Raw genomic sequence first — 25722 nt, 5'->3', positions numbered from 1 at the left:
CGAATCATGAAACGACTGTTGGCGGTCTTTAATGCCCGCAACCGAGAGTTTTTCCGGGACCGGTCAACCCTGACGTGGAATCTGTTGTTCCCGTTTCTGCTGCTGGCGGGGTTTTACCTCGTCTTTGGTCAGTCGCAACCGATTTTTAAAGTCGGCGTTCTGTCTGATCAGGACGCCTACCTGAGTCGCCCTGTCTTTATGTCGCTGAACCACATTCAGTTTATTCCCTACGATGACTCTTCGGTTGCTATAGACCGGCTGAGACGCCATCAGATTGATCTGCTGATGGACATCGATGAAACCCGCTATTGGGTGAATGATGAGAGCAGCCAGGGCGCCCTCGTCGAGGAACTGCTGATTGCCAAAGATCCGGACTTCCAGCGGACCGTCGTGACCGGACAGGCCATTCGCTACATCGATTGGGTGCTGCCGGGCATCATCGGCATGAACATTATGTTCAGCTCGTTGTTCGGAGTGGGCTATGCCATTGTCCGTTATCGGAAAAACGGCGTCCTGAAACGCCTGCATGCCACCCCGTTAACCGCGCTGGAGTTTATCGGAGCGCACCTGCTATCACGCATTCTGATGGTGGTCTTCATTGTTCTGGTCATGCTGATCGGTGCCCGTTATCTGTTTGCGACGTTGATGCTCGGATCCTACCCTTTATTGCTGCTGACGTTGTTGCTCGGTTCGCTGTCCATGGTGTCGCTCGGTCTTCTGGTGGCGGCACGGCTGCGCAGTGAAGAATTTGCCAGCGGTTTGCTGAACATGACCACCTGGCCGATGATGGGGTTGTCCGAAGTTTGGTTCCCGCTGGAGGGGGCGCCGCACATCGTCCACCAGATTTCCCAGTTTTTGCCGCTGACGCACCTGGTGCAGGCCATGCGTGAGATTATGGTGGATGGTGCCGGACTGATGGCTGTCAGTGACCATCTGCTGATTCTGGCGCTGATGTCGGCTGTGTTTCTGGTGATCGGTGCGCTGACCTTCAGTTGGGCTTCTGACGGTCGCTGACATGGTTCCGGGTCAGTCGCTGCGCGTCATGTTCTGCAGCCAGGTTTCTTTTCTCAGGTACCAGAGCATCATCGCGGCCTTGGCCGCCTCATCGAGCATGAAGCCGGCAAAGACGCCCCACAAACCAAACCCCAGTTTCAACCCGAATAACCAGGCGATGGGCAGGCCCACGCAGGAAAACCCGAGGAAGGTGATGACCATGGGCGCTTTGGTGTCGCCTCCGGCTCGCAGCACACCGGGAATGATGATGGCAATCGCGGTGGTGAAGGTGAACACAACGCCCAGACCGACCATACCAATCACGCGTGAACGACTCAGCTCCGAAATGTCGTAGACCGTGAGGAACAGGGGAGTGCATAAGAAGATTAAGGCGGACAAAGCCGGTAACACCACTAACGCTGTCGATAAGGACGTACGCACGATGGCACGGGCGCGAATGAGACGATCGCCACCGACCGCCTGACCCAGCGATATGGCCGTGGCCTGTTGCAGTCCGCCGCCAATGGCCAACGATAAGCCCCGGACCATCAGTGCAATCAGAAACGCGGCGTAAGCGTCGGCTCCGACGCGGTTAAACATCATGGCGTACAGAAAAGACGAGCCCTGCCAAAGGAACCCATCCAGTGACAGCGGATAGCCGATGCGGGCAATTTTAACCAGTTGGCGTCGAACAACGCGGATGATCTGCAAACCGCGAAGATCAATCGCCGGATGCTTCAGGAGTTTGCGAACCAGAAGTGAAGCGAGCAGCGTCCAGGACAGTACCGTGGAAATGGCCACACCGCGAATGCCCATCGGCTCAAAAATCGGATCGGTCAGCCCGGGCAGCGCGCCACCAAACAGAAAAATAAAGTTACCAATCACATTGAGCACGTTACTGAACAGCACATACTTCATTGGCGAGCGGGTATCGCCCAGCGCCTGCAGGACGTGTTGCGCCACCTGTCCCAACGCGGCGGGAATCATGCCGATGCCGATGATTTGCAGATACTCATAGCCCAACGCGGGCAGCGGGCTGCGCTCGGCAGGTGGCCGGAACAAGTCCGTCGTCAGCAGACTCAGCAGGGTTTCACCCAGTTGCGTGTAAAGCAGGGCGATGCTCAGACCGATGATCAGAGCTGACATGAGCAGAGTCGAGGTCGTGTCTCTGAGTTGCTCAGGTTTGCGGGCACCCAGGTACTGTGCCGTCAGTACAGATCCGCCTTGAGTCAGCGCGGCGTAACTGAGGATGATCAGAAAGTTCAGTTGTAAACAGATGCCCAGTGCCGCGATGGTCTGTTCGCCAAACTGACCCAGCATGATGTTGTCGGCAACACCGGTCAGTTGAAACAGATAAATCTGGACAATGATGGGGGCCGCCAGGTGCAGCAGTTTACGGCGCAGATGGCCACGTATCAGTCGATTGATCATAACGATGTTTACCGGCATTGGCCGGCCATCATACGGTAAACATCGGGCCTGACGCTGGTGGAATTCAATGCTGGCCGGATTATTCAACTTGGAACTGTTCAGTTCGACCGGCGCATGTCCGGTCAGGATTCATCCAGATCGATGGCGCTGAAGTCTGTTTGTTCCGCAGGTTCCGGAAACATGGTCGCGCCCTGTGCCTCATAGCGTTTCAGCGATTCCAAACAAAGGGCATAGCCGCGTTCAATAATTTCATCGGCCAGATGGTAGTCAAACAGCCCGCCGCAATCGTAAGGGACTTCCACCAGAATGTCGGGGATGTTGGCCGACAGCTTCATGTGCGCAATGGTGTTCTGCATGGTTTCGATGCTGCGGTTCAGCAGTTCCAGCGTGCTGAACTGACTGGCTTGCGTGTGTTCCAGTTCGTCTTCGTTTCGCCACCGGTCGATGAACCGCATAATGGCGCGATGTACTCCGCGCTGAGACAGTTGATCGACCGGGACGTGTTGCGAGGACGTCACAAGTGGTGGCGAAAAGGGCGACCGCTTGGCGTTCAGGTTAACCGCGACGGTCATATCGGTGAGCGTCTTCATCGCCGCTGATACAGGCACCGGATTCAGTACGCCACCATCCACCAGGTTCATGTTCCGGTACCGGTGTGGTTTGAAGACCGACGGGATGGCGATGGACCCGCGGATGGCTTCAAACAGGCTGCCATCGGTGAACCAGATTTCTTTCTGGCGATCGAGGTCGACCGCCACGGCCGTAAACTCGATGGGGAGGTTTTCAATGACATCATCACGAACGAGCGCTCGCAGCGCTTCCATTAATTTATCGCCTTTGAAAATCCCACCGCCAGTGAAACTCAGATCGAGTAAGCGCAGCACATCGCGTCGTTCCAGTGCACACACCCAACTCTGGTAACGGTCGAGCTGACCGGCCGCATAAAAACCGCCAATGAGCGCCCCGATGCTGGCACCGGCAATGGTTTTAATCTGATAGCCCTGGTCTTCGAGGCATCGGATAACACCAATGTGGGCCATGCCCCGGGCGCCGCCACTGCCGAGTACAAGCGAAACGGTTTTAGTCATGGTCTCACTCATTTTTTGTCTGTTCAGTCTTCAGTTTAGGGGCAGTTTCCCCGGATTTCATCCATTTGCCGGTAACCCGTGAGATTGGTATCCCGGATGGATCATCGTGCCGATGAACGATCTGTTAATACCGCGCAGTTGATACGGCAACCATGGCATGGCTCCGACCTAAAACCCGTCTCGGCTTAAGAGCGTATAGACACAGACCACCCGGCCTGGTCGGCATAAACAATCGCTTAACGTTGAGTATCAAAAACGCTTATCCCCTTCCTCAAAATTATCAAATTTTATTAATACTTCCAGAGCGATACCGTCTCTTCGACGTCAATGACGGACCGGTCCGTCGATTCGTCCACTCATGTTCAATCAAAGGAGACATTATGAAATCTAACACGATCGCCCCTTGGCGCGGTCCAAAGCGTCTCACCCGTATCAGGAGGGTGCCAGCATGACGCAGCGCGCCAATCTGTTCAGCGTCTTTGCTGACGGTGCCTCTTCCGATACGACCACGTCCAATACGTTGTTGAAGGCCGCCAACGACTATGGCTCTGGCAAAGCCACCAAGGCGTCTGTGGCATCCTTTGGTCATGCCGTCTATGCCGGGGTGTTTATCGCCATTGCCTTTGTGTTTTATCTGACAGTCACAACCGGCAGCGACACCGGATGGGGCACAACACGACTTCAGGGGGGGCTCGCCTTTAGCTTGGGGTTGGTCCTGGTTGTCGTCGCCGGTGGTGAGTTGTTTACCAGTACGGTACTCAGTTCGGTCAGTCGTTTGGCCGGACGCATCAGCCGTCGTCAGTTGATGGTGTGCTGGGGTCGGGTGTTTATCGGCAACCTGTGCGGGACCCTGCTGATGGTTGGTCTGGTGATGGTCGCGGGCCTGTACGAAATGGACAACGGCTTATGGGGTTTAAACGCGCTGACGACGGCTCAACACAAATTGCACCACAGTTGGATGCAGGCCTTTTCGTTAGGCGTGCTGTGTAATTTGCTGGTGTGTTTGGGTATCTGGATGACGTTTAGTGTCAAAGACGCACTGTCGAAAGCGCTGTTAGTGATATTGCCCGTCGCTATGTTCGTCAGCAGCGGCTTTGAGCACAGTATCGCCAATCTGTTTATGGTCCCTTTGGGCATCGCCATCCAGCATCTGGCACCTGGTGATTTTTATACCGCCCTGGGTATTTCATCCAGTCAGTTTGCCGACCTGACCCTGAGTCATTTCCTGTTCAACAACCTGATCCCGGTCACCATCGGCAATGTTGTCGGCGGTGCCGTTTTGGTCGGGATGGGCTATTGGTTGCTGGATAAGCCAAAAGATGCTCACCCTGGGGCGCTGTCCCCTCATCCGTTAACAAACCAACCCTTTCAACGTCTGACTATTAATGAACTGAATGAGGAACCTGCCATGAAGTACGCTCTGAAATCTAAAACGGTCCGCGATGTTATGTCCACGACCTATGCTTGTGTGACGCCATTCGATTCGCTGACAAAAGCGCTGGTCGACATGGCCAAATCATCATCTACCTTGGCGATGGTTGTGGATTCGCAAGACGCTCTGGTTGGGGTGATTTCCGAACAGGACATCCTGCGTTATCTGTGCATCGTGGATTTTAAAAACAACCCCAATGTCACGGTGCGTGACATGATGCAAACTGACGTGTTGTTCGTGCACCCGAATGACTCCCTCATGAGCGTGATTGAAAGTATGTCGGTTGATCAGGATAAGCTTTATCCGGTCAGCGGCTCAGGCATCCTGACCGATTTCTCAGCCCACAGTATGGAAAACCGAGTGAGACAGTCTCGAGCGGATAAGCCCCGATGGTATCCGGTCGTGGCACGGGGTGAACTTTTAGGCGTGTTAAAACGAGAAGAGGTGGTGTCGTTTTTAGCGTCGGTGGTTGCGCCCTATGTGGTTGAAAACGACGCGGCACCTAAGCAGGACCTGAGCGCCTGATTCGGTTTTGCTGCCAGGTTTACCAGCGGGTCGGCCTTATGCCGACCCCTGAAGATCAAACGGATTTTTTTGCTCCCTCTGCAGCCGCCGTGTCATTCGGCGGGCCTCCGCCAGTACACAATCCCGTAATGGGTTTTCCAGAGCGTCGGTGCGCCAGATAAAAGACAATGACCGGGACATGTTCAGTTGAGGTGTGTTCAGAATGGTCAGCGTGCCGGCCGCCACATCGCGCTTCGCATCAAGGTAAGGGACGGCACTCAGATAGTTGCCACGGGCTACCATGGCTTTCAGTACCGAGACCGATTCATAGTCTTTCCAAACGTTAATGTGTTCAATCAAGCCGTGAATAGCGGCATCGAAAATCCGCCGCGTTCCGGCGCCTTCTTCACGCAACACCCACCGGGCCTGCTCTAACTGAGCGAGACTCACAGTCTCGTGGCGGGCAAAAGGGTGCCTTGGCGAAGCGATGACGACCAGATGGTCATCGATCCAACTTTCCTGATGAATGCGATTGTCATCGCAGCGTCCCTCGATGATGCCCAACTGATATTCGTAATGCAGGATGCCTTCAATGACCTTTTTGGTGTTCTTAACGTCGAAATCGATGCGTAACTCGGGGAAATCGATATCAATTTTACTGATAAGGTCCGGCAACAGATGTTCAGCGGCGGTTTGGCTTGAGCACAGTTCAAACTGACCGCTGATGAGTTGTTCATCATGCAAGCCTAATTCGATCTGCTGTGCGTCCTGCAGCAACTTTTTGGCTTTTGGGCGTAACCACTCGCCCCAGTGACTCAGGATCAGACGGTTGCCCTGGCGAATAAACAAGGGTCGATCTAGGACGTTTTCAAGCTGAGACAACGACATACTGACCGCCGATTGCGTCAGAGAGAGCTTACGCGATGCCGCGCTGACACTTTCGAGGCTGGCAACCGCATCGAACACCGCCAGTTGTTTTAACGAGTATTTCATGGCGACTCATCGTTTTGTTAAATGAATTTTCACTAAGGTATCAATTTAACTTATGGCTTTTACCGGTGTACTGACGCACCGCAATGTTCGAGATGCCCCAAGGGGGGCTGATCTGCTGCAGTGTACATGGGGCCTGGCAGGCTTTTCCCTCGCGACTGGGGCTTGGCGGCGCGCCGTGCGCTTTGGCGGGAGTGGGCACGAAACCATAAACTGTCCGAAATGGACAAACTATGATTACCCGGTCACTCTATAATGGTCGCTTCAAGCACATTGCAGACTAAACGTGGCATTGAAACCAATTATCATTCTTCCTCTTAGCAGACATACTCTACGGGTCGATCGGGCTCCGTATACCTCTTTCCTGTATACCGACAACATGGGTATAAATTTGCGTTGTCTCAACTGACGAGTGACCGAGAATCTCCTGGATGTTGCGTATGTCTGTTCCCTGTCGCAATAGCTCAGTCGCAAATGAATGCCGGAAAGTGTGGCAGCTTACCCTTTTATTAATTTTTAGACCTTTGACTGCCCGCTTGATAGCTCGTTGAACTTGATCCCGAGAAATGTGATGTCTTCTTTCAACACCACTTCGAGGATCAACGGAATAAACATTCGATGGAAATAGGTACTGCCAACCTAATTCAAATTGAGCGTTCGGCCACTTCCTGGACAAGGCATCAGGAAGATAAACGCCGGCTTTTCCAATGGATTGATCGGCTTCAAAAGTATGTTCTACAAACGCAATCTGTGATGTCAGAGATTGGTGCAGTGATGATGGTAGTAGCGTTCGTCGAGATTTATCGCCTTTAGCCTCCATAACAAAAAGACCGCCGTTGGCAAAATCAATGTCTTTTACTCGAAGATTCAATGCCTCACTGATTCTAAGTCCCGACCCGTACATGAGTTGGGTCACCAACTTTTGGACACCACCTAGTTCCTGGATGATGGCATCGGCCTCTGATTTAGACAAAACCGTGGGAATCTTGGGTCTGCGCTTGGCGTAATTGAAATCCAACCCCGTGGTATCGAATCCCAGAAACTCACGGTAAAGCAGAATTAATGCGTTCAAGGCCGTCGCTTGCGTATTAGGAGAGCAAAACCTTTGCTGCGCTAAATAATTGAGAAATGAGTCGATATCTTGCAGCTTAAAGTCCTTTGGAGATTGGTACTTACTGAATCGAATATAGCGTTTTGCCCACAGCAGATAGGTTTTTTCTGTGGCATACGCGAGACCCCGGGAACGAATAAAAACTCTGAATTGATCTAAGAATCCTTTGGGCTTTTCGGGTAGAGCGATTCGAATATCAATGGGTTCTGGTTTCTTCATAATTGTACAGTTCCTTGTACATAATATATGTATATTTATACAGTATAGGTTCGGATTTGAAGATGCCCGAGAAACTGATCACATAATTATGACATTTGCGCTTATATATCTGGGATATTGCCTGATATATGGGCTGAAGCTTAAAAGCTCCGGGAATGATCCTGAGAACGAATATCTACGAAAACGCTCGTCACTTGGTAAATCGGGGGTTTGAAGCGCTTGGTTATTTAAAATACTTGCGCCAGAGCACAAAAATAAGAATGGTCAAATTGACACGCACGGCTGAAATCCCCAATATGACTGGCAGAGAAGCGACATAGGATTGTTTCAAACAATTACATATGTGCGCATGAAAAATACGCAGTGGCGTACGAAGAAACTGTTATGGAATAGCATGAAGATAACTAAATCAATTTTACATGGCACTCAGTCATTGTTAGCTTTGCTATTTAGTATGTTTGTGGTTTATGCAGGCATAATGAATTTTCTAGAAGGCCGCCCGGAACTAGGCGTGTACAGGATTCCCTGTGGGATTCTTTTATTGGCCTACTCCCTTTTTAATTTCTATTTGGTGTTTAAAGTCGAAATCTCGAAAGCGCTAATTGCGGTTTTCCCGTTTGGTTTTCTACTTTTTGGTTCATATTGGGATTATCACTTTAGAGGCTTCATTAAAGGCTGGGCCCCGGCAACAGAGCAGGCCGCAACCTCCCAGAACATAATTGGATTCAGTATTCTGGCAGTGTTGGGTATTTTTAGCGTTTTACCTTTGTGGCGGCAAAAGATACTTGGCGAAATCCATAACAAAACGCTGTAGCAATACAGCCCTAAATACACCAATTCGCGGCGGGCCGTGGACTCGCTCTCGCTCGCCGCTAAGCTTTGCGTTAGTGTAGGTCTATGAATAAAATTCTGGCATATTTATGGTTGTTTCTATTATCCATATTCTTGTTCGTTTTATATGGAAACTACTTAGAATATGTATTAGAAATTGTAAGGAATACTACTTACGGAAAGGTTCTATTTGGGATATTTCATATCTCATTCTTCCTTCCGTGGCTATATGCTTTGATACATACTATTCGGAATCGTGTTGTTAAATGGCAGTACCTGTGTTTCTTTCTGTGGCCTTTAACTCCTTACTATTTGTTAAAGGTGTATCCGCAGGTAAATGCCAAACACTAACAAGCCGGTGTTGGTCATGCCCGCTTTTTCCGCTAGCGCGGCGGGCATTGGACTCGTTTTCGCTAGCGCTCAACTCGCCCCAAACCAGGGTCGTTATTGGTAATTACAAGTGGGATTGGTTGCAATCATTTTTATTTATGGTCTTTTAGTACCTTTGACCATTTATTTGGTGCTCATAAAATTTGCGCCTAGAAAAAATAGATTTGAAAAAGTACTCCTCAATGTCGTTTCCATGCTTTGGTACTTTTTTGTAATCTTCAATTACTATTTGAACAATGGTTCGAAATTGGTAATTAGCATTGCAGTGGTATTTGGTGTAATTATGGCTATAGCAGTGGCTATTAAGTCATTTAAAGAGAAGTCAGATTTACCGTCTTGAACCAATAACAAAACGCGGCAGGTAATAAGCCCGCCAAAATCCACTTCGCGGCGGGCTTGGGACTCGTACCTCGCCCCTGCGCTTTGCGTTAACTGCTTATGAAATTGAAGCGTGTGATATATGAACTCTATGAGGTAGATCTAGCATCCCTGCATGATCACGTTGGGTGGCATGAAATAGATAGGGAGATATATCTAGAGTTTGATAATGGAGATAGGAAGTACTTCTCCTGGTGCAGCAATCCGGTCCAGTACTCGGTTGGCATTCAAGATCATCGATTTAATGTGAATGAGCCTGATCATGTTATTGATGCTTCAGATTGGTGTTTGTGGCGAACTTTAATTGGCAGTGAAGTTGAGTTCATTAGCCATGATGAATCTCATCAAATTCTCGAAATCAGGGGGCAAAAACAGTCTGTGTATCTATCTAGCCAAGAACAAGGAACATGGCTATCAGACGTTTTGCATGTGTCAGATACGCTGCCCGAGTTCGGCAGTTAACAATCACAGGCAGTGGACGCGAAAAAGACCGCGCCAATGCTGTAAGCGTTAAATGTCATTATGGATATCAAACTTAAAGTAAAAGAACTGATCGCTGAAGGTTATGTAGAAGGTGAACTTCAGGTTGATCCTTTGTGGTACATAATCTGGGAGCCTGAAGAAATAGAACAATTCAACTCAGAATATCAGTTCTCAAAATATGCACCTGAATTTATTGGATTTGGGGAAAGCGGAAGTAACGAGCTATTAGCTGTAAATGACAAAGGTGAAGTATTTACAATTCCTGCTATTGGTATGGAATCGCAGTATGCTGAAAAGATTGCATCGAGTATCGATGAGTTAAAACAGTATATGGAGAAAACCATTTAACAAACCAAAGCTGTTCATGCCCGCCAAACACCGCGTTCCGCAGCGGGCATAGGACGCAATTACGCTGCGCTTCATTGCGCCTCAGTTTAGGAACGTTAGTTGCAAGTAACGGAGGTTAAGTTTGGCAAATAATTGGGATGGTGTGATTTATACTCCAGATAATGAACCCTATCTTGGTAACGAACTTTTGTATCACTTTGATCAGTTGATCTCATGCTGCCTCGAAATTAACGCAAAGCTTGCTCCGCTTTCTCATACGTTGGAGTTAACTGAACTACAGGAAATGGCCAGTCAGACTATACCGCAAAGTATTAGCCTCGCTTTATCCATTAGAGAAATGATAAGACAGGGCTATTTGTTTGGCGCTCATGTTTTAAAAAGAAGTCTTATAGAGCGAGTGATGATACTTCTCTATTTGCACCATTTTCCGGAAAAAATACATCTGTGGGTGGAAGGTTGGCCGCATAAAAAATCCCCAAGTTTGGCAAAGATGTTTGAAGAAATTAACAGAAAAGAAAGCGTTGGTCCTGAGCTTAAAGGATATGAATTGACCGCGCCACTAAACAGCCTTGTACACGGTAAACCAGACTCAGCACCCTGGAATTCAGTTCTAATGGGAGATGGGAAATATGGGCACGCACCTTCAAAAATCACCAATAACCCAGAACTATGCAACGAGTTGTGCGCTGACGTATTACCGTGGTTGACTATAATTACATCAATGATGTGCGCTTACTTTCCAAATGAAAGCAACTAACAAGCGCATGTTGCCGGACTGTTTTTCCGCTGCGCTCAAAACCAGCCGCAAATGCGGGCGTTAAAAGTTATTATGTACTTAGCTTGGTCAATTTACATTATTTGGATTGTTTTTCTGGCAGGTTCTTTTTACTCAATTAGTAAACTTGAACGCTGGAGAAGCTTTTCCGCTTTTATCGCAATATCTGGATTGCCAGGTTTTTCAGTTTTTACTTACGTATTTATTTTGAATAGAGGTTCTAGCGTCGCTCAATTTTCAGAAAATCGTGAGCTATGGAGCATTTGGTTTGACTTTTGGCTACCGCTTTCTATGTTAGCTCTCGTTTGCTTTTTGAGTTGCATTGCCTGGTTAATAGTTAGAGCTATAAAGCGGGATAACCTAAATCAACTAGGTTACTTAGCTATACTGCTTGGGCAAACACTGCTCAATTCATATCACGTTATACTAAATATGCCAGATGCTTAGTATCCTACTTTTAACAATCACAGGCAGTCGACGCGAAAAAGCCCGCGCAACTGCTGCAAGCGTTAATGGTCTTATGAAGAATTTAGCCTTAGTTGTATTTATTGTTTTTCTCTCATCTTGTATTGAGAGCAAAGCAACGCAAGCTAAAGCAGAAGCGTTGGTTATCGCAATCGAACAGTTTCGAGAGAAAAATGGGGTTATTCCAACCGTTTCTGAGATCCCGAAACTATATACAGAATTAGGATTGGAATATTCAGAAAGTTGTCCTTGTTACCAGTACATCGATGAAAATGAATATAAAGTATATTGGGGTACGAGTTTGGGTGAGTCAGATTACTTTGACTCTAAAACAAATAAGTGGCGAAGTAACCATTAACAAAGAGTGGCTGGTTCAGGCCCGCTTAAAACCGCTGTCGCGGCGGGCCTTCGACTCACTATCGTTCGCGCCAGCACAAAAACGTTATGCGAATAAAGGAAATTTCTAGATGACGGTAAGCGTTTTTTTAAGTCATAACCATCGCGACAAGGATTTTGTAAGAAAGCTTGCGAGAGACTTGGAGAGTCATGGTGTTCGTTATTGGCTTGATGAAGCGGAAATGAAAATAGGTGATTCATTGATACAGAAAATACGAGAAGGTATTGACTCTGTAGACTTCTTCGCCGTTGTCTTATCTCCTAATTCTGTTGAAGCACCTTGGGTTGTAAATGAGCTTGATGTTGCTATGAATCACCAGATAAACGGGAAGCCTATTAAAGTACTCCCCATTTTGCTCAAAGAGTGTGAGCTTCCCGGATTTCTGGTTGGAAAGTTGTATGGAGATTTCCAGAACGAAGCTCAGTACGAAGACTCATTTAGAACGCTAATTAATAGTATCGGATTGGTCTTCAATAAAAGCGTTATGAACTCTGAAAGGAGCTCAAACAGTCTCGGTACTGCGCTAGATAAAGCTTTCTTGAAAAGTTTGCCTCTAATGTCAAAACCTTTTCATCGACCATTTCAGTATATGGGAATGCCCATCCACAAGGCTGAAGCAGAGGTTGGAGCCACAGCGAACTCTGTAGGTAACATTATCTTCGAAAATGATGATTGCAGAATGCTCTTAGAGGCAGAAGGGAACTTTATTAGCTATGTAGAAGTTGATCTGAAAGCCACTGCTCCACATAACCAAAACCAAGAATTCGACTCAGAGCCTGTTCTTGGTGCTTTAAGCATTGGATTGACGGAACTTGATTTAGAAAGGAAGAAAACCCATTACCACACCTACTATGACCATAGAAGAAAGCTCAAAGTCAGTGTCTCATGCCTTTATGATGGGGCACCGCTTACAGTGGCATTTAGTTCAAAATACTATGGTATGTAAATCGCATAACAAAGCATTGCAGCGGATAAACCGCTGAATGCGGCGTTAAAAGTCCTATGAAACCAATAGCAAACTTAATACATGTGGGTGATGTTAGTAATGGTCTTGATTGGTATAGGAAAGCCTTTCCTATGGCAATTGTAAAAAACATTGATGATTTTACTTTCCTTGAGGTGAATGGTTTTGCCTTGGAGATTGTGCCTGCTGATGAAAAGGTTGGTTCGGGAAAGTACGGGTCTGTGACCTACTGGGAAGTAGTTAGCTTAGAGCACGAAATTGAAAGATTTAAAGAACTTGGCTCCGTAGTTTATCGTGGACCAATGAAGATAGAATCAGATTTATGGATGTGCCAAGTGACAGATCCATTTGGCAACTTGATTGGTCTGAGAGGACCATTTAACAATCATAGGCACAGCGACTCGTAAACTCGCGCGTGCTATAAGCGTTAGGCTGACCAATGAAGAAGTTCTGGGTAAAAGTTGAAGCATTACTTCTATTGTTAGGGTTTCTAGCTCTATGTCTTCATGTGGCCTATAAAATATATGTTGGAGAAGGCACGCACCAGTATTCAAATTTTTTCGGTTTGAAGTTCAATTACCTCGGTGTCGCAGTATTGATTTTAGCATTACCCTTTGTTGTTATTCTTGGAAGAGTTATTGAATGGATAGCGAATCGACATGAAAGAGCACTTCTAAAGAAGTACAATAGGGACTCTAACAAGTAAATGTTGAGGGACGCTTTCAGCGCCCCAAATTTTGGCGTTCAATGTCCGCTTTCATTAAATAGTACAGTTTTGACAATGCCCACCGAATGTCTGCTATTCGGCAGAGTCGGACAAACTATGCTCCCTTATAGCGGACAACCTATGGTTACGTGACCAGGAGAGTGGTTGACCCGATTAGGGGATTATCAACACGAAGTCTGAAGGGCTTAGGTCGGAGCATCGATTTTTTTCAGCGGGTTGGCGGTTCATGACACAGCGTGTTTGCGGCACAGGGTACTTACTGATGGCGCCGGTGGCCGAGGTTAACCGAACGCCGCGCCCAGTTCCCACATTGGCAGAAAAACGCCGAGCGCGAGGACCAGCACCATCAAGCCCATGAAAATCAGCAGGATTGGCTCCAGCGATTCGGCGAGCCGTTTCAGGTCATACTCGACTTCCTGATCATAAAAATCGGCAATATCGACCAGCAGATCGGACACATTGCCGGTTTCTTCCCCGACCGCAATCATCTGCAGTATCAGCGGATTAAACATGCCGCTGGCGGAAGCTGTCGACAGCAGGGATTCACCGCGCTCGATACCGTGCAGCATGTTTTCGATGCCTTTGCCGATGTACGCATTGCCGACGGTCCGTGAACTGACCGTCAGAGCCTGCAGCAGAGGTACGCCAGCGTCGAGCATCATGGCAAACGGTCGCGCGAAACGGCCGAGTGCGACCCGCTCAAACACACCACCCAAGATGGGTATTCGCAATATAAAACGGTGCCAGGCCAGCTCACCTTCCGGTGTGCTTTTCCAGTGCAGAAACGCGACCGCTGACGCCACCATGACGAACAGAACGTACGGCCAGAACCGCAGCATGAAGTTCGAGGTGGTGATCAGGATCACCGTTGGTAAGGGCAGGTCGGCCCCAAGCTTGCTGAAAATGTTGGAAAACTCCGGCACGACCCACAGGTTTACGACAAACAGCGCGACAAAAATAAACACCGTAACGATGATCGGGTAGCGGGTCGCGGAAGCAATTTTTTTACGCGTGTCTTTTTCCAGTTCCAGATGATCAATCAGCTGCTTAAACGCAGAGTCCAGTCGGCCGGTGGACTCGCCCATGCGCACCATGGCGACAAACAGATCGCCGAACACCCGAGGGTGAGCCCGGAAAGAGTTGGCCAGGTTGGTGCCCTGAGTCAGACTGCGGGTGACTTCACGCAACACCTCAGACAACACCGGTGAACGGGTCGCGTCCGCCAAGCCGTTGATCGCCCGAATCAGCGGAATGCCTGAGCGAGTCAGGGCGTACATCTGCCGGCTGAACATAATGAGATCGTCGATGTTGACCCGTTTGCGGGCAAAGATACGACCGAGATCGCTGAAGGCAGTGCCACTGCCGGCGGCCTTGGTTGTGGACTCTTCAATGCGAGTGGCGATGATGTTCTGCTGTTTCAACTGACGCAGAATGGCGGCACGGGACTGACCTGAGAGTGAGCCCTCCACCGCTTGTCCGGCGCTGTCACGACCCCGGTAATGATATTCAGCCATGCTCGTCTCCAAGGTGTTCGACATCCAGGTGCGGACGGTCGCCTTCGTAATCGTCAAGATCAATCGAGATACGGAACACTTCTTCGAGATCGGTAATGCCGTCTTCGGCGTACTTCAACGCCAGTTCTTCCATGGTGTGAAAGTCTTTGTTGCTGCGGGCGGCCTGCACAAAGCCATTGTGATCCTGATCGCGCAGGGCGATCAGCATCGGTTCGTCAAGTTCCAACCATTCATAGACGCCAATACGGCCCTGGTAGCCGGTGTTGTTGCAGTGATAACAGCCGGAGCCGGTATAGAAGGATTTGTTGGCAAAGCGCCCGTCAGCCATGTTTTGCAGCCAGATTTTCTGGCGCACGTCCGGCTCATGGGGAACACGGCAATCCGGGCAGACTTTACGTAAAAGTCGTTGAGCAAGAATGCCACGCAGGGCCGAAGCGACCATGTACGATTCAACGCCCATATCGGCCAATCTCAGTGCGCTGGAAACCGCATCGTTGGTGTGCAGGGTGCTCATGACCATGTGGCCGGTCATCGCGGCGCGTACGCCAATGGATACCGTCTCCTGATCGCGCATTTCGCCCACCAGAATGATATCCGGGTCCTGGCGCAGAGCGGTTCGCAGCACGCGGGCAAAAGACAGATCAATCTTGCTGTTCACCTGAACCTGATTAATCCGCGGCATGCGATATTCAATCGGATCTTCCGCGGTAATGATTTTACGGTTGGGTGTGTTCAGCTGCGATAATGCCGAATACAGTGTCGTGGTCTTACCGGAGCCGGTTGGGCCGGTGACCAGGATGAGCCCGTGGGGACGTTCAATCGCGACTTCAAAGCGGTCACGAATGTCATCGGGCATGCCGAGCTCTTTCAGCGATTTAATCCCCGCGCTCTGGTCCAGCAGTCGCATGACCACGGCTTCACCATACTGTACCGGCATGGTGGCAATACGGATATCAATGGAGCGGTTTTTAATCCGCACATTGAAGCGACCGTCCTGGGGCAGGCGGCGTTCTGAAATATCCAGGTTGGACATGATTTTCAAACGCATGACCAGCGCTGACGCTACCCGTTTTTCTTTAATGACCTGTTCGTGCAGCACACCGTCGATACGATTACGGATACGGAAAACTGTTTCATCGGGTTCGATGTGAATGTCCGATGCGTTGACGGTGACGGCATCTTCAAGCACCGATTGCAGCAATCGAACCACCGGGGCATCTTGCAGGTTGGAGTCCTGCGCCAGATCGGCGAGGTCAAAATCACTTTCGGACAGTTCAATGTCCAGTTCGCCGGCCAGTGACTCGATCTGGCTGGTGTTCCGATAGACCACGTCGAGGGTGGCCAGCAACTCGGATTCACGCACAATGGCGGGGTACAGATGAACGCCCATGGCTTTTTCGGCTTCATCGATGGCCACCAGATCCAGTGGATCGCCCATGGCCAGCAAATAGCCGTCTTTGTGTTCGGCCAGCAACAGGCAGCGGAATCGTCGGGCTATCGACTCATCCAGCTTTTGCATCAGTTCGTTATTGAGTTGGAACTGACGCAGTTCAATAAACGGAATGTCGAGGTGGTCGGACAGCGATTGCAGCAGTTGCTGTTCTTTGATCAGACCCAGATCCACCAACACCCGGCCGACTTTTCGTCCGGTGATTTTCTGTTCCTGTAATGCCAGGGACAGCTGTCCTTCGGTGATGGCACCGGTTTCAACCAGCAGATCGCCCAAACGAATGCGTTTGCGGTTGGCTTTGGCGTCAGGCGTGGAAGTTGTCATGAGGCATCCAATAGAGTCAGTTGTTGTTGAGCAAATTCAATCAGTTGTGGGTCTTTACCGACCTTGCAGTAAATCCGGTAGTTTTCCGTCGCTTCACGCAGGCATTGAGAGCGTTGCTGGGAGTAAGCTAGCAGTAAGTACCAGATGGACTTCACCCGTTTTTGTTGCAGCAGTTTCTGATAGTGTGCGCTGGCCATCAGATGCTTGTTCTGTAGCTGTTCCGCCAGGCACAGCAGTTCCATCATTTGCCCGTTGGTTCGCCCTTGGCTGATGGCCAGCTTGACCCAGGTTTCGATAATACCCGGATGACCGCTGCTTAAATAAATCCAGCACAGTACCAAAATGGCGGCGAGCGACCGGTCAAACGTTTCGAGGGTTTCCAGCAGAATCACTTCGGCTTCATTGAGTTCGTTGCTACGTGCCAGTTCCAGTGCCAACTCGACGGCCTGTCTTTCATCGGATGCTTCAAAGGTGAATTTTTTCAGGTCTGGCGGCGGAATGCGGATTGGCAATTCGCCTGAGGCAAAGGCGACGCGATCGGTCAGAAAGTCATCGTCAGATATGTGGAACTTCTGTTGGTGTTGCGTGGGTTTGAACTGAACGATGTCCGCGCGTTTTTGATCCAATCGGGTCAAGACCGCCTGCGAATGGGGAATCAGCGTTTTATTGATAAACAGCTGCATCAGGGTGTTGTAATCCAGCAGTTTACTGGCCAATAGCGCCTCACGAAACCGATTGACCCCAGAGCCGGCTGGCAGTCCGTCATAGACGGCCTGTATGGCATCATGGTCGAGGTTTTCTTCCTGCAGCAATGTATCGAGCAGACTGGATGCCTTCATTTTACGGCCCTCCGAGACTCTGAAGCCGACTGGCCGCAAACTGGCGCAATGACTCATTTTCCAGTGAAAACTGCTGCAGATAAGTCTGGTACAACTGGCGCGATTTCGCCAACTGACCACTGTTTTCTGCATTGACGGCCCAGAACAGGAGCCATTGGCTCTGATCCGGTTGCCGCTGAAACAGGACTTCGAAAACGCCGGCGGCTTGCGAATGGCGACCGGTACGCTCATAGATAACACCCATCAGTGCCTGAGCGTCGGCGCTACCAACAGAGCGAACCAGCGGTTCGGCCGCTGTATAAAGCTGGTTGTTGATGTAGATCTTCGCCAGCCAGATTCGCGGGGTTTCGGCTTTGGGCTGAGCGCTGATCCATTGTTTCAAGCGTGCTTCAGCCTGCTCAATGCGATCAGCCGCTAAATGCTGTTCGATTTCACGCTGCCATTGCTGCTCTGCCTCGCGAACCACCTGAACGGTTGAGTCGTCCACCGTCGGTTCGCCCGCCGCTTGGGTTTGGTCGGGACTTGATTCGATCGGCTCTGTCAGTGTCGCCGGTGCGCGCTCGGCCGTCGTCGTGTTTGGCGCCGGTTGCGGATTTTCAGCTGCTTGTGCCGGTTTTTTCGGTGCTTGTGCCTGGGTTTCAGGCACAGTTATGTTCGGGCTTGTGGCAGTGCTTACCGAGTGTTCTGCCGTTGCCTCAGTAATCGGAGCTTCTTCAGGCGGTATGTCAGTGATGGGCAACGGCGGGTTCATCGTCGAGTCTGCGATGTTGTCGTTGCCGGAACTCGTGTCGTTCGTCGGCTCGCCGGCGTCAGCCAGGTCAGGGGGTTCTGTAATGATGTCCGGGGTTGGATTGTCCACGCCGCTGTCCGCTCCGGCTGACGCGGGGGCAAGTAGCGATCTATCTGAGGCGGTTGGCCACAGTACAATGGCCGCGGCGATGATCATCATCCCGACGCTGCTCAGCCAAAGCAGGCCAGAGCGCGAACGGCGTTTCGGTTGGGTCGCCAGCGGATTGTAGTTGCCGGTGGGTTGTGTCTGGTCCTGGTCAGTGCGACTTAAGGCCCGGTGCATGATGCTCACAGCAGCCTCCACAGGATCGCGCCGGCAAGCATCACGGCCGCGGCGAGCAGTGCCCACAAAGCGGCATAAGAACGCTGAACCGGTAAGGCACCATCACTGGCGGCCCGACGAATATGTACGTCCTCAACCTGTCGTGAACGGTCAGCGAAGGCGGCCATCAGCGCTTTGTGAGACAAGACATTAATCATCCTCGGTACGCCCCGGGTGGTCTGATAAAGCTGCTTAATGGCAGCCGCACTGAACAGCGGCGGTCCGTTGTAGCCGCTTTGGTTGATGCGATAATCGACGTACTGTTGGATGTCATTGCGTGACATCGGCATCAGGTAGTGTGAAAACGTAATGCGCTGACGCAATTGGCGGAAGCGCTTTTCTGCCAGCAGATCGTCGAGTTCGGTCTGACCAAACAAAATGACCTGCACCAGTTTTTTGTCTTCGGTTTCCAGGTTGGTAATCAATCGCAGGGCTTCCAGGGTTTCAGCGGGCAGCGATTGCGCCTCGTCGACGACAATAACCACCCCTTTTTGCGATTCAGCCAAGGCGAGAATCCGTTCAGTGATCCGGTGCAACAGAGTGTCGGTATCGCCTTTTTGTTCATTACTCAGGCCCAGCTCCTGGCCAACGGCGCGATACAATCCAACCGGGGAGAGCATCGGGTTCGGAATGTACACTGAGTGAAAGCGGTCTGGTGCATCGGTTTCAAGATGTCGTAACAGTTTGCGGCAGAGAATGGTTTTGCCGGTACCAACATCACCCACGACTTTCAGAAACCCCTCACCGCTGTCGAGTACATGGATGAGTAATTGAAAGCAGCGTTCGTGATCCGGTAGGTTCACGAACAGACGCGTGTCCGGTGACAGGGAAAAGGGACGTTTCTGAAATCCGAAATGTTGTTCGTACATGGGGCTCCGTCACCGGCTCAAGGGAGCCGGTCGAGTATTTCATCCAGTTGGTTGAGCGATGTCCGATCGTTGTAGACCGTCGGCTTCAGCAGAATGACCAGTTCGCTCTTTTGTTGCGATTCCCGATCCTGTGCAAATAGGCCCCGGATAACCGGAATGGTCTGGAACCATGGCAAGCCGGTGGTGCCCAGATCCTGCTTCTGTTGCAGCAGACCACCAATGACAACAATTTGGCCGCTTTGCGCGCGGATAATACTGTCGGATTCCCGAATGTTCGAATAAGCCAGCGGTAACTGGTAGCTGCGTCCGCCAACATCGAGTGTTTTGGTGTCTTCAACCACTTCGGTGACGGTTGGACGGACATGCAGGGTCACACTGTCGTCATCAGCGATCTGTGGCGTGACATCGAGTGCGATACCTGAAAAGAACTGTTCCAGTTCAAAGGCCGGCACCGTGGTCACCGAGTCTGAATCGTCATCGTTGACTTCGGTGGTAATGCTCTGAATGGTGGCAAAAAACTCATCGGTGCCAACTTTAATTACGGCCTTCTGATTATTGATGGTGGACACCCGTGGACTGGACAGGACCTGCACATCCCCCTGGTGGTCCAATAACTGCAACATCGACGTGAAGTTATCGAGTGACAGACTGAGGTTGAACACGCCACCAACTCCGCCAGCGCCACTGATCGCATTGCCATCGAGTCCGATGCCGGCGCTGTTGTTACCGCTGCCAAAGTTATCGTTGAAGAAGGACCAGTTAATGCCGGATCGGTACTCCTGGTCGAGCGTCACTTCGACGATCTTGGCTTCGATGATCACTTGTTTCTGCATGATCAGCTCAGCATCGGCCAGGAAACGGGCAATGGCGGTATGTTCACGGTTCGTCGCGTGCACCACGACCAGGCCGGTTTGGGTGTTCATCACAACCGGTGATGGACCACCGTCCCGCTCGGCAATAAAACCACGGATGGATTGTTCAATGCCTGACCAAAACCCATTTGCTGCACCACTGGAAGCCGAGAACTCAGTGGTGACGGTGTTGCTGTCGTCGCCGCCCACGGTGGTTTTGGCCGAACCGGAACGCTCCAGGTTCAGATAGTTCAAACGGTAAACACGGGTACTTAACTGATTTGGCGTGACCCGGTAACCGTAGTCCGTGCGTTGGAAGTCGTAGCCGTAGATGTCACGCAGCGCACTGAGCACCTGATTCAGAGTGACATTACGCAGTGACAGGGTAATGGTGTTGTTGATGCCCGGATCGACCAGAATGTTGAGTTGCTGCGCTTCGCCTAAGTCGGCGAAGAACTGTGCGGCCGGGCGATTCCGGGCTTCAACATCAAACCGAACCTGCGCGGTCGGGGCCTGAGTCAGCGACAGCAAATCTTGTGTTAGCGCTTCTGGCGTCTGTACCGGTGCGGTGGGCTCTGTCTGCGTTGCAACCAGTGGCCGTTCGGCGGCCAGTTCGGCGCGTGCACTCATCGGTTCCATCTGCACCTGGGCGGGTTGATTGGCACAACCAGTGACCAGCAATGCCATGAATGCGAGGGAGGATGGAAAAAACAATCGGTTGGCCATGTTATTCCTCATTAGCCGGCTGCAGCGTGAACGCACCGGAGGTCGTTATTGTCAGTGTACGGGTGATCGAGCCGCGTTGCAGGGTCACCGATCGGCTGTCCAGTTCCACCAGACGATAGCCGTTAATTTGTTCGCCGACGGCGATTTCCTGATCAGGCAGAAACACCGCTTTACGCAGATCACCGATGATTATGATCGATTGCAGTCGCGGTAATGCCGGTGGCGCTGCACGCGTCGCAGTCGCCGGTTGAGCAGGCGCTGGAGCGGCGCGATCCGGTTGCATCGGGTTTGCGAGCGCAACACTCAGAAGGGTGGTCAGGCTGATCACCAACAGGGGTTTAAACATTCAACCACTCCTCATCCTGGCTCAGGGTGTGAACCTCCAGGCGGATTGTCAGGCTGGGGAAGGTGTCCGTTTCAATCAGCAGATCGTCCCAGAACAACTGTCCTTCCAAGGCTTCGATGGTGGCCAGATAGTCATTCAACGCTTCGAAGCGGCCGGACATTTCAATGATCAGGCCGTGACGATAAAACAGGTGACCACCATCAGCGTCCGATTCGATGATCTCAACCGGTTGGACCTCAAAACGGGTGACAGTGAGATTGCTGTAATCATTGAGCAGCTCTTTGAGCAAGCTGATCATGCGCTCCGGCGACATCAGTTGGCTGTTGATGTTGGCGATGCGAGCTTCAAGATCTTCAATCCGGGTTCGCAGGTCGTCGTTGTTGTCCCGCAGGGCCTGGATCTGCGGATTGTTGATCGCCGCCTGATAGTCCAGCAGCGCCTGTCGGGTGGCTTGGGTCTGTTGTCGGACGTTGGTGATCTGCTCGCGTACCCGGTCATGACGGTCGAGCCCGGATAACATCAGGGTTGATTGTGCAGCCGCCAGAATCACGGCGAACAGGACGACCAACAACAGTATCCGCTCACGCCGGCTCAGCCGCTCAATCAGCAGCCGGATCTGATAGGTTTGGCGATGCAGCATTATCGATTCTCCCGATCATTCGCAGGCTGTTCATTGGACAGGCTGAACTGCCAGAGATCTTCGGCGGGCTGTTTGTTCATGGTGAACGACTGAATGCTGATGCCGCGAAAACTGGATTGGCCGAGCTGCTCAAGATACTGCGGGATAAGTTCCGGGTGACGGGCCACGCCTTCCAATACAAATCGGCGCTGGCCATCCTGCAGGTGAATCTGGTTCAGCCAGAGTCCGTCCAGATCGTATTCAGACAATTGTGTTAATGGCTGATAAAACCCGGTTACGGCGTTTTCCAGTTGAAACGCCAGGCCTTGGTAGGTTTCGCGCGCGCGCATTAAGCGGCCGGTCAGCGCTTCATTTTCACTGCGCAGTTCAGGTTCATTGGTGACATTCGGGTAATTGCGCTGAAAGTCCGTCAGGCGTTGCTGTTCGGTTTCCAGCTCTGTCTGTAAACGTGATGCTTCCTGCAACAGTGACTGGTGTTCAAGCCAGGCGGCACCAACCCAGCCTGCGCCGAGCAACAATGCCAGCAAGATTACGCCCAGGAAGGTTGGCAGCTGAACGGCGCTATAGCCGGGCAGTAAATGTTTGCGATTCAGATTGATCTGATGCGTCATGACAGAGCCTCCCGGTAGACCGAACCGGTCAGGCCATAGAAATTAACGGGGTCCAGATCCATTTGCGACAAGCGGATAGTCATGAAGTCTTCCGGTCTGATCATTGAAAAACGCACACCCAGTCGCTGAGTCAGTTCGTCCGCAAGGTAGTCATAGCGGGCATCACATAACAGACGAACCTCACCCAGTGAACCCAGGCCCAGTTGAGCTTCGTAATAGTCGAAGGAGCGACGAATCTCCAGAGCCAGAGACTCCAGTTGGATGTCTGAGGATTCTGCAGAATCCAGCGTTAGTTCCAGCTCACCATCCTGGACTGTCTGTTCCCGGATCAGGCTACCGAGGCCTATGTCGAAGGCTCGGGACAACACCATTTCACGCTGGTAAGTCAGCAGTAAACGACTGGAATTGGCGGTTAGCTGAAGAATGCCGGTTTCCGGCACGGTCTGATGGAAGACCAGAAGGTTCCGCAGCTGGGTCATTTCAACGTCGATAATATCCACTCGAATACCGTGTTGAGCCAGTTCGACGAGCCATTGCTGTAAGGGCGTTTTCATCATGGCGACGATAAAGGCCATTTTCATCCGTCCCCGATAAGCATCCGAAGGTAATTGGATGACGTCGATCAGCGCGTCTTCGAGATCGTAATTGATCAGGTCGGCCGCTTTCAGCTCGATTGCATCGCGCAGCTCCGCCTCGGGAACGTCGGGAACGTCAGACAGCAGTAACTGATAGAGGCCATTAGAGAGTAGAATGTTAAGTCGTTTGCCGGCATGCTGACGTACCCAGCGCATATGCGCGGCGGGGGCTGATAATGGTGAGTCGGCGCTGAGCGTGGCCTTGATATCAAGGTAAGGCAATGCGTCCTTTCCCGGGCCGGTTTCAAACAGGCAGAGGCCGTTCTCAGAAAAATGCAGCCAATGCTGTTTACTGTATTTTGCTTTCATTCCGGTAACCATCGCCCCAGCATTTAGCAGTGCCTAACACAATTAGGAGGTAGTTTAGCAACAAGCGCACCTAAATACCTGAAAGATAAGCCATTTTGTCGTTTTTTTTAACTGGTTCAAGGTTTTTTGCTGTGGATTATGTATTTAGCCTTACCTGATCATGTTGGAACGTCGTTAGAGTGTAGTCCGGTCGTTCATTGGTCGGGTGGGTGAGAATCCGGAGTAATTGGTCTATTATGCCGCGGTTTATCTTCCTGCAAAGGCGCCAGACGTGTTTCATATTGTGTTGTTTGAACCTGAAATTCCACCGAATACCGGCAATATTATCCGCTTGTGCGCCAACACCGGTTGTCAGTTGCACCTGATTGAACCGCTCGGGTTTTCCATGGATGAAAAAGCGTTGCGTCGTGCCGGGCTGGATTACCATGAGTTTGCCCAGATTCGTATCTGGCCGGATTACCCGACCTTTTTGCAACAGGCCCAGCCGCCTCGGTTGTTTGCACTCAGTACCAAAGGGTCTCAGGGCTACAGTGAAGTGGCCTTTCAGCCGGGCGATTACCTGATGTTTGGTCCTGAAACCCGCGGGTTGCCTGCGGATATTCGTGAGTCGTTACCACCGGAACAGGTGTTGCGACTGCCGATGTTAGCGGACAGCCGCAGTCTTAACCTATCCAATACGGTCGCCGTTATGGTTTATGAGGCGTGGCGGCAAAACGGCTTTTCGGGGCATCGCTGAGGGGGCGACACAAGGTCGGCGCGGCTGGCCCCAGATTGCCCAGTGCCCCCTGAATCAGCGGACGTTTGAGTAAATGGACGCGATTCAGCAGACTGAGCCCGCTGTTTCTGAGCATTACCGGCAGTGCTGCCTGCGTGGTAAAGCCGCGCTTTAAGCCTTCCATCAACGCCGCGACGGCCAGGTTGTGGCTCTGACGCGTGCGCTGGTAGCGTCGCAAAACAAAGGCATGTCCCAGATCCATTTGCTTTTCATGCGCTCGGACCAGTTCATCAATGAGTGCTCCGGCATCCAGAAAACCCAGATTGACGCCGAGCCCCGCCAACGGGTGAATGGTGTGAGCCGCGTCGCCCAGCACGACCACCCGTCCGTCGTAATAGTGTTTGGCCTGCTGAGCCTCTAGTGGAAAGGCGAAGCGAGGATCGGCGTGAGTAATGGCGCCCAGTCGATGTTCAAAGGCCGTACCGAGTTCGCGACAGAACTCATCGTTATCCAGTGTCAACAGCCGCTGTGCTTCACCTGGTAACACCGACCAGACAATAGAGCTGGTCTGTTGCGGGTGTTCGGTATCTTCCAGTGGCAGAAAGGCCAGCGGACCATTTTCGAGAAATACCTGTCGCGCCGTTGCCTGATGCGGCCGTTCATGCCGGACGGTGGTTACGACCGCTGAGTGGTCGTAACTCCATCGCCAGAGATCGATGTCCGACTGTTCACGAACCGGGGACAGTTTACCTTCACTTCCAATAAGCAGGGATGCTCTCAATGTCTGGTCCAGCGAAGTGGTCGCGGTGACTCCGGAGTCGTCTTGTTGCCACTGGGTAATGGTTTCCTCTGCTAGAAGCTCAATGTCGGGCAGTGTACGGGCAACCTCGAGTAATGCCATGACGATGTGGCGGTTCTCGATGATATGACCAAGATGATCGACCTGAACGTCATCAGCATTGAACTGAATGTCACCAGTACCCAAACCGTCCCAGACATCCATCTGACGATATGCGCTGCGCCGGTCTTTCGCTATGCCATCCCAGGCACCAAGGTTACGCAGCAGGTGTTCGCTGGTGTGGTTAATTGCGCTGACTCGCGCACTGAAATGACCCGGTGAAGACGGTGTCTCGTCGAATCGATTCTTTTCCAGCAGGGCAACGCGCAGTCCGGCACGAGCCAGGCCGATGGCCGTCGCCAAGCCGACCATGCCCGCACCGGAAATGATTATGTCGTGTGTGTTATGGGTGGTCATG

At 51.2% G+C, this 25722-nt stretch carries 24 protein-coding genes; 9 read left to right on the top strand and 15 right to left on the bottom strand.

Going from position 1 to position 25722, the window contains the following annotated elements:
* Positions 1-6 precede the first annotated feature (6 nt).
* Positions 7-1014, top strand: a complete 1008-nt coding sequence (locus MED297_RS18935; RefSeq protein ID WP_008047835.1) for an ABC transporter permease — start codon at positions 7-9, stop codon at positions 1012-1014.
* Between the two features lie 12 nt (positions 1015-1026).
* Here the strand turns inward: MED297_RS18935 and MED297_RS18930 are convergent, their stop codons facing one another.
* Together MED297_RS18930 and MED297_RS18925 are read right to left on the bottom strand one after the other, a co-directional pair.
* Positions 1027-2424: an MATE family efflux transporter gene (locus MED297_RS18930; protein ID WP_154651009.1), complete on the bottom strand. Its 1398-nt coding sequence runs from the start codon at positions 2422-2424 to the stop codon at positions 1027-1029.
* A gap of 122 nt (positions 2425-2546) precedes the next feature.
* On the bottom strand, positions 2547-3512 hold the full coding sequence (locus tag MED297_RS18925; protein ID WP_008047830.1) for a patatin-like phospholipase family protein: 966 nt from the start codon (positions 3510-3512) through the stop codon (positions 2547-2549).
* Between the two features lie 448 nt (positions 3513-3960).
* On the opposite strand from MED297_RS18925, the gene focA reads away from it, so the two are divergent.
* The gene (focA, locus tag MED297_RS18920; protein ID WP_154651008.1) at positions 3961-5469 is read left to right on the top strand and encodes a formate transporter FocA; all 1509 of its coding nucleotides are present in this window, start codon (positions 3961-3963) and stop codon (positions 5467-5469) included.
* Positions 5470-5505: 36 nt separating this feature from the next.
* On the opposite strand, the gene MED297_RS18915 is transcribed toward focA, so the two are convergent.
* On the bottom strand, positions 5506-6441 hold the full coding sequence (locus MED297_RS18915) for a LysR substrate-binding domain-containing protein (protein ID WP_008047825.1): 936 nt from the start codon (positions 6439-6441) through the stop codon (positions 5506-5508).
* Between the two features lie 328 nt (positions 6442-6769).
* Positions 6770-7768, bottom strand: a complete 999-nt coding sequence (locus MED297_RS18910) for an integron integrase (protein ID WP_008047824.1) — start codon at positions 7766-7768, stop codon at positions 6770-6772.
* A gap of 394 nt (positions 7769-8162) precedes the next feature.
* Here MED297_RS18910 and MED297_RS18905 point away from each other — a divergent pair, with 394 nt between their 5' ends.
* The 6 genes from MED297_RS18905 (at position 8163) to MED297_RS18870 (ending at position 13206) form a co-directional block, all read left to right on the top strand.
* Positions 8163-8582 (top strand): hypothetical protein, encoded by a 420-nt coding sequence (locus tag MED297_RS18905; protein WP_154651007.1) that lies wholly within the window; start codon positions 8163-8165, stop codon positions 8580-8582.
* Positions 8583-9889: 1307 nt separating this feature from the next.
* Positions 9890-10198, top strand: coding sequence for a hypothetical protein (locus MED297_RS18890; protein ID WP_008047815.1), 309 nt, complete (start codon positions 9890-9892; stop codon positions 10196-10198).
* A 121-nt stretch (positions 10199-10319) separates the two neighbouring features.
* Entirely contained in the window at positions 10320-10955 is a 636-nt protein-coding gene (locus MED297_RS18885; RefSeq protein ID WP_008047813.1) for a hypothetical protein, read from the top strand.
* A 457-nt stretch (positions 10956-11412) separates the two neighbouring features.
* Positions 11413-11796: a hypothetical protein gene (locus tag MED297_RS22190; RefSeq protein ID WP_154651006.1), complete on the top strand. Its 384-nt coding sequence runs from the start codon at positions 11413-11415 to the stop codon at positions 11794-11796.
* Between the two features lie 109 nt (positions 11797-11905).
* Positions 11906-12781 (top strand): toll/interleukin-1 receptor domain-containing protein, encoded by an 876-nt coding sequence (locus tag MED297_RS18875; protein WP_008047809.1) that lies wholly within the window; start codon positions 11906-11908, stop codon positions 12779-12781.
* 56 nt (positions 12782-12837) lie between these two features.
* Positions 12838-13206 (top strand): VOC family protein, encoded by a 369-nt coding sequence (locus MED297_RS18870; RefSeq protein WP_008047808.1) that lies wholly within the window; start codon positions 12838-12840, stop codon positions 13204-13206.
* A 601-nt stretch (positions 13207-13807) separates the two neighbouring features.
* Here the strand turns inward: MED297_RS18870 and MED297_RS18860 are convergent.
* From MED297_RS18860 to MED297_RS18815, 10 genes are read right to left on the bottom strand one after another with little or no spacing between them, the layout of a single operon-like run.
* Entirely contained in the window at positions 13808-15040 is a 1233-nt protein-coding gene (locus MED297_RS18860) for a type II secretion system F family protein (protein WP_008047804.1), read from the bottom strand.
* Positions 15033-16814 (bottom strand): GspE/PulE family protein, encoded by a 1782-nt coding sequence (locus MED297_RS18855; RefSeq protein ID WP_008047802.1) that lies wholly within the window; start codon positions 16812-16814, stop codon positions 15033-15035. The genes MED297_RS18860 and MED297_RS18855 overlap by 8 nt, the downstream gene beginning before the upstream one ends.
* Positions 16811-17653: a hypothetical protein gene (locus tag MED297_RS18850; protein ID WP_008047800.1), complete on the bottom strand. Its 843-nt coding sequence runs from the start codon at positions 17651-17653 to the stop codon at positions 16811-16813. The genes MED297_RS18855 and MED297_RS18850 overlap by 4 nt, the downstream gene beginning before the upstream one ends.
* 1 nt (position 17654) lies before the next feature.
* The gene (locus tag MED297_RS18845; RefSeq protein WP_040557628.1) at positions 17655-18734 is read right to left on the bottom strand and encodes a hypothetical protein; all 1080 of its coding nucleotides are present in this window, start codon (positions 18732-18734) and stop codon (positions 17655-17657) included.
* Positions 18731-19633: an ExeA family protein gene (locus tag MED297_RS18840; RefSeq protein ID WP_008047795.1), complete on the bottom strand. Its 903-nt coding sequence runs from the start codon at positions 19631-19633 to the stop codon at positions 18731-18733. The genes MED297_RS18845 and MED297_RS18840 overlap by 4 nt, the downstream gene beginning before the upstream one ends.
* Positions 19634-19650: 17 nt before the next feature.
* Complete coding sequence (gene mshL / locus MED297_RS18835; RefSeq protein WP_008047793.1) at positions 19651-21210, bottom strand: pilus (MSHA type) biogenesis protein MshL; 1560 nt, start codon at positions 21208-21210, stop codon at positions 19651-19653.
* A gap of 1 nt (position 21211) precedes the next feature.
* A complete protein-coding gene (locus tag MED297_RS18830) occupies positions 21212-21556 on the bottom strand; it encodes a hypothetical protein (protein ID WP_008047792.1) in 345 nt (114 codons plus the stop codon).
* On the bottom strand, positions 21549-22196 hold the full coding sequence (locus MED297_RS18825; protein WP_008047790.1) for a hypothetical protein: 648 nt from the start codon (positions 22194-22196) through the stop codon (positions 21549-21551). The genes MED297_RS18830 and MED297_RS18825 overlap by 8 nt, the downstream gene beginning before the upstream one ends.
* Positions 22196-22807: a PilN domain-containing protein gene (locus tag MED297_RS21610; protein ID WP_008047788.1), complete on the bottom strand. Its 612-nt coding sequence runs from the start codon at positions 22805-22807 to the stop codon at positions 22196-22198. The genes MED297_RS18825 and MED297_RS21610 overlap by 1 nt, the downstream gene beginning before the upstream one ends.
* Complete coding sequence (locus tag MED297_RS18815) at positions 22804-23751, bottom strand: hypothetical protein (protein WP_040557627.1); 948 nt, start codon at positions 23749-23751, stop codon at positions 22804-22806. Before MED297_RS18815 ends, MED297_RS21610 begins: the two co-directional genes overlap by 4 nt.
* A 271-nt stretch (positions 23752-24022) precedes the next feature.
* Here MED297_RS18815 and trmL point away from each other — a divergent pair, with 271 nt between their 5' ends.
* Positions 24023-24487 carry a tRNA (uridine(34)/cytosine(34)/5-carboxymethylaminomethyluridine(34)-2'-O)-methyltransferase TrmL gene (trmL, locus tag MED297_RS18810; protein ID WP_008047782.1) on the top strand — a complete coding sequence of 155 codons (465 nt, stop codon included), beginning with the start codon at positions 24023-24025 and terminating at the stop codon, positions 24485-24487.
* Here trmL and MED297_RS18805 read toward each other — a convergent pair.
* Positions 24438-25721: a UbiH/UbiF/VisC/COQ6 family ubiquinone biosynthesis hydroxylase gene (locus MED297_RS18805; protein WP_008047780.1), complete on the bottom strand. Its 1284-nt coding sequence runs from the start codon at positions 25719-25721 to the stop codon at positions 24438-24440. The two genes, trmL and MED297_RS18805, sit on opposite strands and share 50 nt — an antisense overlap.
* Position 25722 lies beyond the last annotated feature (1 nt).

The sequence above is a fragment of the Reinekea blandensis MED297 genome, from assembly GCF_000153185.1.
GTDB classification, from domain to species: Bacteria; Pseudomonadota; Gammaproteobacteria; order Pseudomonadales; family Natronospirillaceae; genus Reinekea; species Reinekea blandensis.
The sequence above is the reverse complement of the archived record's forward strand: the minus strand, read 5'-3'. Positions and strand labels throughout refer to the sequence as shown.

Bases quoted from the DNA above. Each gene is read 5' to 3' on its own strand.
- MED297_RS18935 (WP_008047835.1), top strand. From the start codon at position 7: ATGAAACGACTGTTGGCGGTCTTTAATGCCCGCAACCGAGAGTTTTTC.
- MED297_RS18930 (WP_154651009.1), bottom strand. From the start codon at position 2,424: ATGATCAATCGACTGATACGTGGCCATCTGCGCCGTAAACTGCTGCAC.
- MED297_RS18925 (WP_008047830.1), bottom strand. From the start codon at position 3,512: ATGACTAAAACCGTTTCGCTTGTACTCGGCAGTGGCGGCGCCCGGGGC.
- focA (WP_154651008.1), top strand. From the start codon at position 3,961: ATGACGCAGCGCGCCAATCTGTTCAGCGTCTTTGCTGACGGTGCCTCT.
- MED297_RS18915 (WP_008047825.1), bottom strand. From the start codon at position 6,441: ATGAAATACTCGTTAAAACAACTGGCGGTGTTCGATGCGGTTGCCAGC.
- MED297_RS18910 (WP_008047824.1), bottom strand. From the start codon at position 7,768: ATGAAGAAACCAGAACCCATTGATATTCGAATCGCTCTACCCGAAAAG.
- MED297_RS18905 (WP_154651007.1), top strand. From the start codon at position 8,163: ATGAAGATAACTAAATCAATTTTACATGGCACTCAGTCATTGTTAGCT.
- MED297_RS18890 (WP_008047815.1), top strand. From the start codon at position 9,890: ATGGATATCAAACTTAAAGTAAAAGAACTGATCGCTGAAGGTTATGTA.
- MED297_RS22190 (WP_154651006.1), top strand. From the start codon at position 11,413: ATGCTTAGTATCCTACTTTTAACAATCACAGGCAGTCGACGCGAAAAA.
- MED297_RS18875 (WP_008047809.1), top strand. From the start codon at position 11,906: ATGACGGTAAGCGTTTTTTTAAGTCATAACCATCGCGACAAGGATTTT.
- MED297_RS18870 (WP_008047808.1), top strand. From the start codon at position 12,838: ATGAAACCAATAGCAAACTTAATACATGTGGGTGATGTTAGTAATGGT.
- MED297_RS18860 (WP_008047804.1), bottom strand. From the start codon at position 15,040: ATGGCTGAATATCATTACCGGGGTCGTGACAGCGCCGGACAAGCGGTG.
- MED297_RS18855 (WP_008047802.1), bottom strand. From the start codon at position 16,814: ATGACAACTTCCACGCCTGACGCCAAAGCCAACCGCAAACGCATTCGT.
- MED297_RS18850 (WP_008047800.1), bottom strand. From the start codon at position 17,653: ATGAAGGCATCCAGTCTGCTCGATACATTGCTGCAGGAAGAAAACCTC.
- MED297_RS18840 (WP_008047795.1), bottom strand. From the start codon at position 19,633: ATGTACGAACAACATTTCGGATTTCAGAAACGTCCCTTTTCCCTGTCA.
- mshL (WP_008047793.1), bottom strand. From the start codon at position 21,210: ATGGCCAACCGATTGTTTTTTCCATCCTCCCTCGCATTCATGGCATTG.
- MED297_RS18830 (WP_008047792.1), bottom strand. From the start codon at position 21,556: ATGTTTAAACCCCTGTTGGTGATCAGCCTGACCACCCTTCTGAGTGTT.
- MED297_RS18825 (WP_008047790.1), bottom strand. From the start codon at position 22,196: ATGCTGCATCGCCAAACCTATCAGATCCGGCTGCTGATTGAGCGGCTG.
- MED297_RS21610 (WP_008047788.1), bottom strand. From the start codon at position 22,807: ATGACGCATCAGATCAATCTGAATCGCAAACATTTACTGCCCGGCTAT.
- MED297_RS18815 (WP_040557627.1), bottom strand. From the start codon at position 23,751: ATGAAAGCAAAATACAGTAAACAGCATTGGCTGCATTTTTCTGAGAAC.
- MED297_RS18805 (WP_008047780.1), bottom strand. From the start codon at position 25,721: ATGACCACCCATAACACACACGACATAATCATTTCCGGTGCGGGCATG.